Genomic DNA, 13,370 nt, shown 5'->3' with positions numbered 1-13,370 from the left:
AACGGACACGCAGACTCTGCACTCTCCCGTCAGGGCGTGTACATGACCTGCTCGGTCAAATCCCCGCTAACTGCCGGACGACTCCTGTACGTCATCCGTCCCGTCCGCGTCACCCGCGTCGTCCGACGGCTGTACGTCACTGTCGTCACCGGCGTCGACGGCCGCCCCGGGAGCCTCAGCAGGCTCCTTGGCCGACGCCTTGGCCGGCTCCTCAACCGGGGCCTCAACCGGGGCCTCAACCGGCTCCTTGGCCGATGCCTCGGCCGGCTCCGCGGCCGGCTCTTCAGGAGCGTCGTCCGCGTCCGTCCGCGCCAGCGTCACCACCTCGATCGCCTCCTTGGCGACCGCGAGCAGCTTGGTGTCACCCGGCGCCTGGTCCTCGGCGTTCTCCGGGTGGTGGCAGGCGACTTGGCGTCCGGGGGCGAGCTGGAGCAGCGGGGGTTCGGCCGTCCTGCAGATCTCCGTCGCCTTCCAGCACCGCGTGTGGAAGCGGCAGCCGCTCGGCGGCGAGATCGGCGAGGGCACGTCTCCCTTGAGCAGGATCCGCTCGCTCTTGGCGCCCCTGCGCTTGGGGTCCGGCACCGGCACTGCCGACATCAGGGCCTTGGTGTACGGGTGCATCGGCGCCTCGTACAGCGAGGTGCGGTCGGCGAGTTCGACGACCTTGCCGAGGTACATCACCGCGATGCGGTCCGAGACATGGCGGACGACGGAGAGGTCGTGCGCGATGATCACGTACGTCAGGCCGAGCTCGGACTGCAGGTCGTCCATGAGGTTGACGACCTGCGCCTGGATCGACACGTCGAGCGCGGAGACCGGCTCGTCCGCCACGACCAGCTTCGGCTTGAGCGCGAGCGCGCGGGCGATGCCGATGCGCTGGCGCTGGCCGCCGGAGAACTCGTGCGGGTAGCGGTTGAAGTGCTCGGGGCTGAGGCCCACCAGCTCCAGGAGGCGCTGGACCTCCTTCTTCACCCCGCCCTCGGGCTCCACGCTCTGGAGCCGGAACGGCGCCGAGACGATCGAGCCGATGGTGTGCCGGGGGTTCAGGGAGCCGTACGGGTCCTGGAAGATCATCTGGATGTCCCGGCGCAGCGGGCGCATGCCCCGCGTGCCGAGGCGGGTGATGTCCTGGCCCTCGAACTCGATCTTGCCGCCGGTGGGTTCGATCAGCTTCGTGATGACCCGGCCCATGGTCGACTTGCCGCAGCCGGACTCGCCGACGACGCCCAGGGTCTCGCCCTTGCGGACCTCGAAGTCGATCCCGTCGACGGCCTTCACCGCGGCGACCTGCCGCTGGAGGATCCCCTTCTTGATCGGGAAGTGCTTGACCAGGCCCTCGACCTTGAGCAGCACCTCCCGGTCCTCGGGGGACGCCGCCTGCGCGGGAACCGTGGCCGCCGCAGTGTCCCCTGCGTCTTCCTTCTTCGTCTCACTCACAGCTTCGGCGCAATCTCTTCGGTCCAGATCCGCGTACGGTCCTCCGGCGAGAGGTGGCAGGCGGAGAAGTGGTCGCTGCCGACCTCGTGCAGCTCGGGCCGCTGGGTGCGGGTGATGCCGCCCTTGGGCAGGTCCGCGTACGGGCAGCGCGGGTGGAAGGCGCAGCCCGAGGGGACGTTGATGAGCGACGGCGGCTGGCCCTTGACGGGGATGAGCCGCTCGGTCTGCTCACGGTCGATGCGCGGCATCGATCCGAGCAGGCCCCAGGTGTACGGGTGCTGCGGCTCGGCGAAGATCTTGTCGACGGGACCGCGCTCCACGCAGCGACCGCCGTACATGACCAGGACCTGGTCGGCGATCTCGGCGACGACACCCAGGTCGTGGGTGATGAGGACGACCGCGGACTCGAACTCCTTCTGCAGATCCCTGATCAGGTCGAGGATCTGCGCCTGGACGGTGACGTCGAGGGCGGTGGTCGGCTCGTCCGCGATGAGCAGCTGCGGGTTGTTCGCCAGCGACATCGCGATCATCGCGCGCTGGCGCATACCGCCGGAGAACTCGTGCGGGTAGCTGTCGACGCGCTTGGCCGGCTCGGGGATGCCCACGCGGTCGAGCAGTTCGACGGCCCGCTTGCGCGCGACCTTCTTGTTCACGTCGTTGTGGACGCGGTACGCCTCCACGATCTGGGTGCCGACCGTGTAGTACGGGTGCATCGCGGACAGCGGATCCTGGAAGATCATCGCCATCTCGCGGCCGCGGAGCCGGCGCACGTCGTCCGGGGCGGCCTCGATCAGCTCCTTGCCGTCGAGCCAGATCTCGCCGGACATCTTCACGTTCTTGCCGCGCGCGCCGAGCCGGTGCAGGCCCATGATCGCCAGCGATGTCACGGACTTGCCGGACCCGGACTCGCCCACGATGGACAGGGTCTGGCCCTTCTCCAGCTTGAAGCTGAGCCCGTCGACGGACTTGACGAGGCCGTCGTCGGTCGGGAAGTGCACCTTGAGGTCGCGCACTTCGAGGAAGGCGGTCGGGGGCTTGGCCGGGCCCGCGGCCACCGGCTCGCCCACGGCGGCACCGGTTTTGGACAGTTCGGTCACGAGAGCCTCACCCGCGGGTCGGCGGCGGCGTAGAGAAGGTCCACCACGAGGTTGCACAGGACGACGAAGAACGCGGCGAGCAACGTCACACCGAGCACCTTCGGCAGGTCGTTGTCGGTGATTCCCTGCACCGCGTACTCGCCGATGCCGTGCAGTGAGAAGACCTGCTCGGTGATCACGGCGCCGCCGAGCAGCAGACCGAGGTCCATGCCGAAGACGGTGATGATCGGCGTGAGCGCGGCGCGCAGGCCGTGCCGGCCGACCACGGTGCGTTCGGGCAGGCCCTTGGCGCGTGCCGTGCGGATGAAGTCCTCATTCATCGTCTCCAGCATCCCGGAGCGGGTGAGCCGCGCGTAGATGGCGGAGTAGAGGAGCGCCAGTGAACACCAGGCCGGGAAGAGGGTGTTGGCCCACTGCGCCGGGTTCTCGGTGAGCGGGACGTAGGTTCTGCCGAAGATCGGCCATTGATAGGTGAAGAGCAGCAGCGCCAGCTGACCCGTGAAGAAGATGGGCAGCGAGACACCGGCGAGGGCGACTCCCATGAAGGCGCGGTCGAAGAACGAGCCCGGCTTGAGGGCCGAGATCACCCCGACCGTGACGCCGGAGAGCAGCCAGATCACCGCCGCGCCCGCGGCGAGCGACAGCGTCACCGGGAGCCGCGAGGTCAGTTCGGGCCACACCGGGACGTGGTTCTTGAAGGAGTAGCCGAAGCACGGCGCGTTGCAGTGTGCCGTGGTGGGGCCGAGGTCGTAGGTGGCGCCGGTGACGATCCCCTTGATGAAGTGCCAGTACTGGACGTAGACGGGCTGATCCAGACCGAGGTTGTGCTTGACCGCCGCGATGTCCGCGGCCGTGGGGCTCTTGCCTATGTACTGCTGCGCCAGCTGGTCAGGGGTCTGACCGGCGAGACGTGGCAGCAGGAAGAAGATGCCAAAGGTGACCGCGGTGACGACCAGCAGCAGGATCACTGCCGCGATCGTCCGGCGGAAGATGTACGAGATCACGGGGACCGGCGCTGGTGCCCGCAGACCGCTGGGCCTGCGGGCACCAATGCCTTCACCTGCCTTCCGGGGCCGCTGCTACTTCGTGGTGCCGATGTTGAGGTAGTCGTACTCGCCGCTGAAGGCCGACGTGGACACCAGGTTGGTGGCGTACGGCGAGCGGTAGAGCAGGACCTTGAAGTAGGTCAGCGGAACGAGGACCGCCTCATCCATGGTCTGCTTGTCGATCTCCGCGTAGAGCTTGTTGCGGGTGGCCTCATCGGGCGCGGCGATGGCCTGGGCCAGCTTCGCGTCGACTGCCTTGTTGGTGAACTCCGACAGGTTCGTGTTGCCGGAGGCGCCGATCGCCTTGCTGTTCAGGATCTGCTGCAGGAAGCCGTAGCCGGAGGGCCAGTCGGCACCCCACTGCATCATCATGATGCCGACGTTGTTCTTCTGGTTGAACTTCGGGACGCCCGCGTAGTCGGTGAAGTACTTGCCCGACGGGTACTGCTTCAGGGAGGCGTTGATGCCGACCTTCTTCAGCGACGCGATGATCGCCGTGGCCGCGTCGACCTCTTCCTGACGGTCGCTGCGCGCGGTGATGGTGGTCGAGATCGTCTTCTTGCCGCAGGCCTTCAGCGCGTCCTTGGCCTTGGCCGCGTCGCCCTTGTTACCGGCGGACTGGTACGTGTCGGCCTTCTCGTAGCCGGTGATGTCCGGCGGCAGGACCGTGGTGGCGATGTCACCGCGGATGTCGCCGCCCTCGGCGGTCTGCACGGAGACCTTGTCGATGGCGTACTGGACGGCCTTGCGGCAGTCGACGTTCGTGAACGGCTTCAGCTTGGAGTTGATCGCCGCGTAGACGAGACGGCCACCGTAAGCGTTGTCGGTGTTCGCCTTCTTCGCCGGGTCGGTGATCAGCTGTGCCTGGGTCTGGGTCTCGACGCCCTTGCCCTGGAGGTCGATCAGGGTGTCGCCCGACTGCAGGTCCTTGTCGATCGTCGACTGGTTGACCTTCAGGTTGACGACGATCTTGTTCGGGTACTGCTTGCGCAGCGGGTCGGTCTTGGCGTCCCAGTTCTTGTTGCGCACGAGGACGGCCTGCTTGCCCTCGGTGTAGCTCTGGAACTTGTACGAGCCCGAGGACACGATCTTCTTGACGTAGTCGACGCCGGTGTCCTTGGCCTGCGGGACCGGAGCCGTCTGCGGCGTGGCGACCAGGTAGTCGAACTCCTGGAAGGGCTCGTCGAGGTGGAAGACGATGGTGGTGTCGTCCGGCGTCTCGATGGACTTGAGGCCCTCGGCGCTCTTGTCCTTGTACGGGCCCTTGTACTTGTCGCCGCCCTTGAGGAACTGCTGGAAGTAGTTCGGGCCGAGCGAGAGTACGTCACGTGCGAAGTTGGACCGCTCGACGGCGTACTTGACGTCCTTGGACGTGATGGGCGAGCCGTCCTCGTACTTGAGGCCCGCGCGCAGCTTGTACGTCCACGTCTTGCCGCCGTCGCTCTGCTTGCCCGGCTCGGAGGCCAGGTCGGGCACGAGCGTGTTGCCCTTCTCGCCGGCGTCCGGCTTGAAGGTCATCAGCGGGCGCGCGTAGAGCCGGCTGAAGTTGTACATGTACGCGTAGTACGTGTTGCCCGGGTCGAACGAGTCGGGGACGTCCGACATCGCGTAGGTGACCGTGCCGCCCTTCTTCGTGGACGCGTTGACCATGCTCTTCGTCGCGGCGTCCGCGCCGGCCGACTTCGTTTTGCCGTCGCCGTTGCCGTCGTCGGCCTTGCTGCAGCCGGCGAGCAGCAGGCTCACGCTGCCGATGGCCGCAACAGCGGCAAGTGATGACCTTCGCATAATGGTCGGAATCCCCTCCATTGTCGGAAACTTGTGGAGCTCTCTGTGCGGCCGGATTTCAGCGACTGCGCGGGTCGAGAGCGTCGCGGAGACCGTCACCGAGCAGGTTGAACGCGAGCACGGTGACGAAGATGGCGAGGCCGGGGACGATCATGTACTGCGGATCGACCTGGAAGTAGTCCTTGGCCTGGTCGAGCATGCCGCCCCAGGAGGCCTGCGGCGGCTGGATGCCGACACCCAGGAAGCTCAGCGAAGCCTCGAAGATGATGTTGGTCGGGATGAGCAGCGTCGAGTAGACGATGATCGGGCCGACCAGGTTGGGCAGCAGTTCGCGGAAGAGGATGTACGGACCGCGGGCGCCCATGCCGCGGGATGCGTCCACGAACTCGCGCTCGCGCAGGGCAAGGGTCTGCCCGCGCACGATCCGGCCCAGATAGGGCCAGTTGAAGAATCCGATGACGAAGATCAGCACGCAGATGTGCAGCGGAAGTCCGTCGAGCCCGAACGCGCCGCCCTGCAGGGTCGCGGAGATCGCGATGGCGAACAGGAGCAGCGGGAAGGCCAGGAACGTGTCCATGAGGCGGCTGATGACCGCGTCGACCCGGCCGCCGTAGTAGCCGGCGACCACACCGAGGACCGCGCCGATGACGTTCGACAGCACGGTGGCGCCGAAGGCCACCACCAGGGAGACCCAGGAGCCCTCGAGGATTCGGGCCAGGATGTCCCGGCCGAACTTCGGCTCGACGCCCAGGGGATGATCGGCGCTCATGCCGCCCCACTCACCCTTGGGCAGTGAGGTGCTGGCGTCGATCAGGTCCTGGTGGAAGGCGTTCGGGTCAAGGCCGAGGAGGGACTGGATCGGGCGCGACAGGGCGGCCACGAGAATCAGGAGGATGACGATGACGCCGCCGGCGACGGCGACCTTGTCCCTCTTGAAACGATTCCAGGCGATGCGCCCGAGGGAGCGCCCCTCGATCTGCTGCCCCTTGGTGCCGGCGAGGACAGCCTCGGGCTGCACCTCGGCCTGGGCCCCAGTGGTCTCGATCGGTGCGGTCACGGTGTGGTTGACCCCTCTCGGCCGACGGTGGCCGGCCCACGCCCGCCGCTGTAGCGGCTTGATCCTGTTTCACACGCTGGACAGTCCGGGGGCATGGCCTCGTAGTTGACCGTTCAGCTCGTACACAGAGTCGAAACCCCGTGTCTGCAGGGAGTCTTCAATGCGTCTGTGACCAGCCGCCAGTCCTCACCGTGAAAGGTTGCGCAACCGTGATGAGGCGACAGGCGTGCAGTATGCGGACGTGGGAACCGGCTGAGCGGACAATTCGCTCCCGTCGCCGCCCGCGACGGCGGGTCCGGAATGCGACGCCGTGACCGATGTGACGAGAATGCCCCGCGCGATGCGCCAACTACCCGTGAAACAGGGCGTAATGGTGCTTTGTCCCGGAAACGGCGGGGCGGGCACCCGGACGCGGACGTCGAAGGCCGCGTCCCAGGGGCGGAAGTGGAGCCGGGCGTCCGTGAAGTCGAGCCAGCTCCCCATGAGGGGGAACCACGCCTTGAACACACTCTCCTTCGCGGAGAAGAGGAGGGTGTCCCAGTGGATCCGGGGATGCGTGCGCGCGAGACGGGCCAGCGCCGCGCGCTCGACCGGGTCGGCGACCAGATCGAGGACGCCCGCCGGCAGCGGCTCGTGCGGTTCCGCGTCGATACCGAGGGAGAGCAGGCGCGTACGGGACGCGACGGCGGCCGCGCGGTAGCCGGGGCAGTGGGTCATGCTCCCCACCACCCCGCCCGGCCAGGCCGGCGCCCGGTCCGCGCCCGGCACCAGCGGCAGCGGGCGGATCCCGAGAGCGCCGAGGGCGCGTCGGGCGCAGTGGCGCACCTCGCCGAACTCCCGGCGCCGCGACGCGGCCGCGCCCGCGACGTACGCGCGCTCCTCGGGAAACAGGACCGCGCCCGCCGCCTCCCCGAACGCGCCCGCCACCGCGACGAAGGCGGGTAGAACACCCCGGACGGGCCCGTCGTCCCAGGTCATGACCAGGGCAGTCGCGCGGCCGCCTCCTCGTCGGTGACCAGGGCGTGGATCGCGGCGAGCAGGCCCTCGACGAGCCGGCCCGGCAGCTCCTCGCCGAAGCGGTGCACGTCCGCGGTGACGTGCAGGCTCAGTCCGCCGCCCTCTGGGTCGTCGAGCGCCTCGATCCGCACGGGCAGGCTCGTGTGGTCGCGCATGTCCTCGTCGGCGGCCAGGAGGCCGGCGGCGAGGAGTTCGTCGCGCGGGTGGAAGTGGACGTAGTTGAAGGTCACTTCGAACGGGTTGCGGCCGAGCAGCCGGCGCAGCTCCGAGTGCGGGAAGCGGCGGTGCGGCAGCAGGGCGTTCTCCGCGTCGAGGGCACGGCGGGCCGCGGTGCGCCAGTCGGCGCCCCGCAGGTCGAGGCGCATGGGCAGCTGGTTGAGGAACAGACCGAGGGTGACGTCCGCGCCCGTGCGCTCGGGCCGCCCGTTGAGGAGGAGGCCGACGGCCGGGGTCTCGGTCTCCCAGGCGGCGCCCACCGCCACGCAGTTGGCGGCGAGCAGCAGGCTCTTGACCGGCAGCCCCCAGCGCGCGGACATCTCACCGAGGCGGCGGGCGTCCTCGGCGGGCACGTCGGCGCTCGCCTTGCGGTGCTCGGGCTCCGCCGACGACGCCTCCCGCTGCGGAGGCAGCTGCGCCTGGAGGTCACGGAAGTGCCGTACGGACTGCTCGTCGCGCAGCGCCTCGCGCTCCAGGCGCACGAACTCCGCGTAGGGGACGGGGTCGGCGAACTCGGGCCGGGTGCCGTCGAGGAGGGCCGCGTAGGCGACGACCAGCTCGTTGAAGAAGACCGACTCGCTCCAGCCGTCCAGGATCGCGTGGTGGAAGGAGTAGGAGAGCCGGAAGGAGCCGGACCCCGGTGCCGCTGTGGCCGCGTGGACGCGCAGCAGCGGGGCGCTCTCCGCGTCGTAGGGCTCGGCGAGCTCCGTCATCACCCGCTCGTACGCCTCCGTGGCCGCCTCCCCGGTCAGGTCCCCGTGGTCCGCGGTGACCAGCGGGATCGGCGCCTCCTTCTGCACGAGCTGCATCGGCTCGCTGAAGGTGCCCAGGTCGAAGCGGGTACGCAGGAGGGGGTGCCGGGCGGACAGCAGGTCGAGGGCCGCACGCAGGGCCGCCGGGTCGAGGGGGCGCAGGACCGTGCGGGAGATGACGTCGAGGTAGAAGGCGCCGTCACTGACCAGGCTCTCGTAGATCAGGCCGAGCTGGAGCCTGGCCGCCGGGTACGCGTCCTCGGCGTCGGCGGGCACCCGGGCCCGGTCCAGGACGGAGAGCTGGTCGAGGGCGCCGTGGGCCGGGCGGTCCGTGGCCCGGGTCAGGGACCGGCACGCGCCGCGCGGCGTCGGGTTCTTGAACAGGTCGAGGAGGGAGAGGGACAGGCCCTGCTCCTGGGCGGCGCCGATGACCTTCAGGGCCAGGAGCGAGTCCCCGCCGAGGGAGAAGAAGTCGTCGTCGGGACCGACCTCGCCGACGCCGAGGATCTCCTTCCAGATGTCCGCGAGCAGGGCCTCGGGCGCCACGGCCGTCGTGCTGTCGTTCACGGGTTTCTCCATTCGCTGTGCTGGGGCGTGGTCACAGGGCGCCCAGTTCCGCGCCGGTGACCTCGGTTGTCGTGGGGCGGGTGTCCGGGGCGTCGTCGTCGCCTTCGAACGCGAAGCGGTAGCGCAGCGTCGACTCGATGTCCTTGGCGACCACCGCGAGTTCGGCCAGGTCGCGGGCCTCCCCCATCACGATGTCGAGTTCCAGGGTCTGCACCCCGCCGGGGAAGCGGGTGCCGGGCCTGGCGTAGGGGCGGTGCAGGGTGACGCCCGGGATCCCCTTGACCTCGTCGGTGCCCTCGATGCCGAGGAGGGTGCCGGGGCGGCGTGGTGCCGGGTGGAAGAGCTGGAAGCAGGCGCGGCCGGCGTAGAGGGCCGGCAGCGGCGGGTGCTCGCCGAGGGCGGTACGGCCGGCGAGTTCGATGAGGTCGAGGCCCTGGGAGCGGACGGACAGCTCGTTGATGCCGCCCCCCAGCCGGCCGTTGACCTCGATGAGCCGGGGCCCGTCGGGGGTCAGTTTGATCTCGGTGTGGGTGAGGCCCTCACGGATCCCGAGCGCCTCGACGGAGCGCCGCGCCAGGTCCCGCGCCTGCTCCTCCTCGGCCGGTTCCAGGGGCGAGGGCCAGAAGCGGCCGGTCTCCCGGAAGGGCGGCACCATGGGGAACTTGCCGGTCACAGCGATGTCGACGACTGTGCCGTCGCGTACGACGCTCTCGACCGACACGTAGTCGCCGAACGCGCCGGTGTCCCGGCCCGGCAGGTACTCCTCGAGGACCAGAGTGCCGCCGGCGACGAGTCCGGGCCGGTCATCGGCGAGGAGGGTGCGGGCGAGCGCGAGGCCCGCCCCGGCGTCCTCCACGAAGAACGTGTTGCGGCTGCCGCCCCCGTGCGCGGGCTTGAGGACGGCGGGCAGGCCCGTCTCGGCGACCGCGTCCGCCCAGTCCTCGACGGTGTCGATCCGACGGCACCGCACCGCGTCGACCCCTGCGGCCCGCAGCGCGTCCCGCTGCTGCCACTTGTCGGTCAGCAGACCGACGGTGCGCCGGTCGTGGAACGGCAGCCCGAGCGCCTCGGCCAGCTCGCCCGTGTACGCCAGCGCCCGCTCGCTGTACGTGACGATGCCCTCGGGCTCGTACGCCCGCACGTTCGCGGCGGCCTGTGCCGGGGACCCGGCCGTCACGACGGGCCCGAACCCGGCTAGCAGGGGCTCCATGGCCCGGGTGTGGTCGTCGGGGGCGGTGACGAAGACGCAGCGGGCCCAGTCGGCGAGGCCGACGGCGATGTCGCCGGGGTGGGCCGCGCCGTCCGCGTACACCACGACGAGGGTCTTGCGCATCATGCCTCCTGTCCGTGGCGCGGGCCGGTCGCCGGTACCCGGTCGGCGGCGGGGCGCAGGCAGTCCCTGACCGTCCGGCAGAAGTCGGCGGTGCGGTCCCGGTAGTAGAAGTGGCCGCCGGGCAGCAGCCGGCCGGTGAACGCGCCGGTCGTCCACGCCTGCCAGGCGTCCAGGTAGTCGCGGGCGACCCACGGGTCGTCCGCTCCCCCGGTGGCGAGCAGCGGGCACGCCACCGGCCTGCGGGGGCCGGGCGCGTAGCGGGCGAGCAGGAGGTAGTCGGCGCGCAGGACCGGGATCATCAGGTCGACGATGTCGGCGAGCGCGCTCTCGCCGATGTCGGCGTTGCCGCCGGTGGCCAGCTCCGTCAGCCAGTCGTCCCGGGTCATCGCGAGCACGGCGGCCGGGTCGAGGCGTTGGAGGTCCGGGGGCCTGGCCGCCGAGACGGCGAGGAGTTCGAGGTCTCGGCCCGCGGCCTCCAGGCGGTGCGCGATCTCGTACGAGAGGACGGCGCCCAGGCTGTGGCCGACCAGGACGAGGGGCCCCTCCGTGTGGGCGTCGATCTCGCGGGCGGCCTGGGCGGCGAGTTCTGTGAGGCGTTCGGCGGGCGGCTCGCCGGCTCTGGGGCCGCGGCCGGGGTACTGGAGGGCGAGCGCGCTCTCGTCCTCGGCCAGGAGCCCGGGCAGCCACTCCGCGAGGGCGTAGGCGCTGCCGCCGCCGAAGGGCGCGAGGACGAACGTCCGTGCCGGGGACGGCGAGTGCTCACCGAACTGCCAGAGGAGCGGGGTGAGCCGACGGCGTTTCATGCCGCCTCGCCCGGGGTGCGGCGCGGCGGCCGGAGGCAGTGGGATCCCTCGTCGTTGACCACGACGGCGTGGGTCATGGGGCGGTCACCCTTCCTGGGGTGGTGGCGGTGGCGGTCACAGCTCGACGACGGCCGGTGCGGGCGTCGCGTCCGTCGCGCCGGTGCCGTCGAGTTCCGCGGCGAGCGCCGCGATCGTCGCGTGCGCGTAGAGCTGTGCGATGACGAGCTTCGGGTGGTGCTTGCGCAGGCGCGCGAAGACGGTCAGCGCCTTGAAGGAGTCGCCGCCGATCTCCAGGAACCGCTCGTTGCGGCCGAGCGCGTCGCGGCCGAGCGCCTGCGCCCAGATGTCCGCGATCAGTTGCTCGGTGCCGGGGCGCGGCGGCTCGGCGGGCGCGCCGCCCGCAAAGGTGCGGGCGGCTGCTTCCACGGCGGCCCGCAGCGCGGCGAAGTCGGCCTTGCCGTTGAGGTTCACGGGGATGGCGGGCACCACGTGGAGCCGGCTGGGGACGAGCGCGGCGGACAGGGTGGCGCGCAGCTCCCGGGTCAGCTCCCTCGGGTCCGCCTCGCCCACGAGATAGGCGACGAGCTCCAACGGGGCCTCGGGTGAGGGCCGTTCACCCGTGACGACGGCCTGCCGGACGCCGGGCAGCGCGAGCAGCGCGCTCTCCACCTCGCCGGGCTCGACGCGGTTGCCCCTGACCTTGAGCTGCCGGTCGGCGCGCCCCAGGTAGTCGAGGACGCCGCCGGGCTCCCTGACGACGAGGTCGTCGGTGCAGTAGAAGACTCCCCCCTCCGGCCCGTCCAGCGCCACGAACTTGGCCGCGGTGAGCTCGGGCTCGCCCAGGTACCCGGCGGCCGCGCAGGAACCGCCGAGGTACAGGACCCCCGGGGTGCCGTCGGGCACGGGGCGGCCGTCCACGCCGAGCACCCGGGCGCGGACCCCGGCGAGCGGGGTGCCCACGGGGACGCGGGCCCGCCCGCCGTCGGCGAGGTCCACGCGGTGCGTGGTGGCGAGGATGGTGGCCTCGGAGGGTCCGTAGCCGTTGTGGACCTCCAGGTCGGGCCGCACACGCAGGACCGCTTCCGCGAGCCGGGGCGGGAACGCCTCCCCCGCGACCACGAGCACCCGCTCGGGCAGCAGCGCCGCGAGGTCCCCCTCGGCGCCGAGGGCCTCGAGCTGCGACGGCGTGTAGGTGAGGCAATCCGCCGGGTGCGCCTTGAGATCGGCGGCGAGCGCGGCCGGATCGAGCGTGGTGTCGCGCGGGTACACGTCGAGGCGGGCGCCGGACAGGAGCGCCCCGTACACCGACACCTTGCCGAGGTCGGCGGCGAACGTCGTGGCGAGGCCGAAGCTGTCGAGGGCGTCGGGGGTGACCCGCTCCCAGAACGCGTCGCAGTAGTTCAGGAGGGCGCTGTGCTGGACGACGACCGCCTTCGGTGTGCCGGTCGAGCCCGAGGTGCACACCAGATAGGCGACGTCGGCGGGGTCCAGGTCCGGGCCGGTCTCGTACGGGGCGCCCTGCGCCGCGTCGGGGACGGTGCGGGAGGGACGCCCGTGCCGGTCCCGGGCGCGTGGCGCGTTGCGTTCGTCGGTGAGGACGGCGCGGGCCCCGGTCGTCGTGAGGAGCGTGGCGACGCGCGGGTCCGGGTCGGTGGCCTCCAGGTGGACGTAGGCGGCGCCGACGGCCCAGGCGCCGAGGACGGCGGCCATGCAGCGGGGCGAGCGGTCCATGAGCGTGGCCACGACGTCGCCCCGTCCGACGCCCTGTTCCCGCAGCCAGCGGGCCACGCCGCCAGCCGACCGGGCCAACTCCTCATAGGTGTACGTCACATCGCCCTGGCGGAGCGCGGGGCGCTCCCCGCAGCGGGCGGCGATGTCGAGGAACCGGTGGGCCGCCGTGCCGGACGGTGTCCGCGGTGCGGTCTCGGGCGTCATGGTGCGTTCCTCCCTGAGCATGTCTGCGGTCATGACCGGCCTCCCGTGGGGCCGGTCGCGATCATCCGGGCGAGGCCGTCCACGGTCTCGGTGGCGAGGTAGGCGCGCAGGTTCAGCCGCACCCCGAACGCGTCCTCGACGGCGGTGAGCAGGCGCAGGGCGGCGAGGCTGCTCCAGTTGTCCAGCTCGTCGAACCGGGAGGCGCCGGTGAGGGTGCCGGCGGGGGCGTCGGTGACGGCCGAGACGACCCGCACCAGTTCGTCCGTGCGAGGGGCGGTGGCCGTGGCGGGGGTGTCGGTGGCGCCGGTGGTCGGGTCGGTCATCG

The 13,370-nt window shown here is 70.9% G+C and carries 11 protein-coding genes; all 11 read right to left on the bottom strand.

The features are described 5' to 3' along the window. Nucleotides 1-66 precede the first annotated feature (66 nt). Nucleotides 67-1,437 carry an ABC transporter ATP-binding protein gene (locus ACWFR4_RS21920; RefSeq protein WP_453654079.1) on the bottom strand — a complete coding sequence of 457 codons (1,371 nt, stop codon included), beginning with the start codon at nucleotides 1,435-1,437 and terminating at the stop codon, nucleotides 67-69. After that, nucleotides 1,434-2,534: an ABC transporter ATP-binding protein gene (locus ACWFR4_RS21915; protein ID WP_453460940.1), complete on the bottom strand. Its 1,101-nt coding sequence runs from the start codon at nucleotides 2,532-2,534 to the stop codon at nucleotides 1,434-1,436. The genes ACWFR4_RS21920 and ACWFR4_RS21915 overlap by 4 nt, the downstream gene beginning before the upstream one ends. Beyond that, nucleotides 2,531-3,538, bottom strand: coding sequence for an ABC transporter permease (locus ACWFR4_RS21910; RefSeq protein ID WP_453460937.1), 1,008 nt, complete (start codon nucleotides 3,536-3,538; stop codon nucleotides 2,531-2,533). Before ACWFR4_RS21910 ends, ACWFR4_RS21915 begins: the two co-directional genes overlap by 4 nt. A gap of 75 nt (nucleotides 3,539-3,613) precedes the next feature. Next, complete coding sequence (locus tag ACWFR4_RS21905; RefSeq protein ID WP_453460934.1) at nucleotides 3,614-5,365, bottom strand: ABC transporter substrate-binding protein; 1,752 nt, start codon at nucleotides 5,363-5,365, stop codon at nucleotides 3,614-3,616. A gap of 58 nt (nucleotides 5,366-5,423) precedes the next feature. Beyond that, a complete protein-coding gene (locus tag ACWFR4_RS21900; protein WP_453460932.1) occupies nucleotides 5,424-6,422 on the bottom strand; it encodes an ABC transporter permease in 999 nt (332 codons plus the stop codon). A gap of 186 nt (nucleotides 6,423-6,608) precedes the next feature. Continuing rightward, nucleotides 6,609-7,400, bottom strand: a complete 792-nt coding sequence (locus tag ACWFR4_RS21895) for a 4'-phosphopantetheinyl transferase family protein (RefSeq protein ID WP_453460929.1) — start codon at nucleotides 7,398-7,400, stop codon at nucleotides 6,609-6,611. Then, nucleotides 7,397-8,974: a condensation domain-containing protein gene (locus ACWFR4_RS21890; protein WP_453460926.1), complete on the bottom strand. Its 1,578-nt coding sequence runs from the start codon at nucleotides 8,972-8,974 to the stop codon at nucleotides 7,397-7,399. The genes ACWFR4_RS21895 and ACWFR4_RS21890 overlap by 4 nt, the downstream gene beginning before the upstream one ends. A gap of 31 nt (nucleotides 8,975-9,005) precedes the next feature. After that, entirely contained in the window at nucleotides 9,006-10,310 is a 1,305-nt protein-coding gene (locus tag ACWFR4_RS21885; RefSeq protein ID WP_453654077.1) for an ATP-grasp domain-containing protein, read from the bottom strand. Further along, nucleotides 10,307-11,110, bottom strand: coding sequence for a thioesterase II family protein (locus ACWFR4_RS21880; RefSeq protein ID WP_453460921.1), 804 nt, complete (start codon nucleotides 11,108-11,110; stop codon nucleotides 10,307-10,309). The genes ACWFR4_RS21885 and ACWFR4_RS21880 overlap by 4 nt, the downstream gene beginning before the upstream one ends. A 114-nt stretch (nucleotides 11,111-11,224) precedes the next feature. Then, nucleotides 11,225-13,078, bottom strand: a complete 1,854-nt coding sequence (locus ACWFR4_RS21875; protein ID WP_453654075.1) for a non-ribosomal peptide synthetase — start codon at nucleotides 13,076-13,078, stop codon at nucleotides 11,225-11,227. Further along, entirely contained in the window at nucleotides 13,075-13,368 is a 294-nt protein-coding gene (locus ACWFR4_RS21870) for an acyl carrier protein (RefSeq protein WP_453654073.1), read from the bottom strand. The genes ACWFR4_RS21875 and ACWFR4_RS21870 overlap by 4 nt, the downstream gene beginning before the upstream one ends. Nucleotides 13,369-13,370: the final 2 nt, after the last annotated feature.

It is taken from the genome of Streptomyces sp. NPDC055140 (assembly GCF_053607285.1).
This window is presented reverse-complemented; position numbering and strand designations above follow the sequence as displayed.

Coding starts and splice junctions, on each gene's coding strand:
- ACWFR4_RS21885 (WP_453654077.1), bottom strand. CDS start 10,310: ATGATGCGCAAGACCCTCGTCGTGGTGTACGCGGACGGCGCGGCCCAC.
- ACWFR4_RS21905 (WP_453460934.1), bottom strand. CDS start 5,365: ATGCGAAGGTCATCACTTGCCGCTGTTGCGGCCATCGGCAGCGTGAGC.
- ACWFR4_RS21880 (WP_453460921.1), bottom strand. CDS start 11,110: ATGAAACGCCGTCGGCTCACCCCGCTCCTCTGGCAGTTCGGTGAGCAC.
- ACWFR4_RS21875 (WP_453654075.1), bottom strand. CDS start 13,078: ATGACCGCAGACATGCTCAGGGAGGAACGCACCATGACGCCCGAGACC.
- ACWFR4_RS21895 (WP_453460929.1), bottom strand. CDS start 7,400: ATGACCTGGGACGACGGGCCCGTCCGGGGTGTTCTACCCGCCTTCGTC.
- ACWFR4_RS21870 (WP_453654073.1), bottom strand. CDS start 13,368: ATGACCGACCCGACCACCGGCGCCACCGACACCCCCGCCACGGCCACC.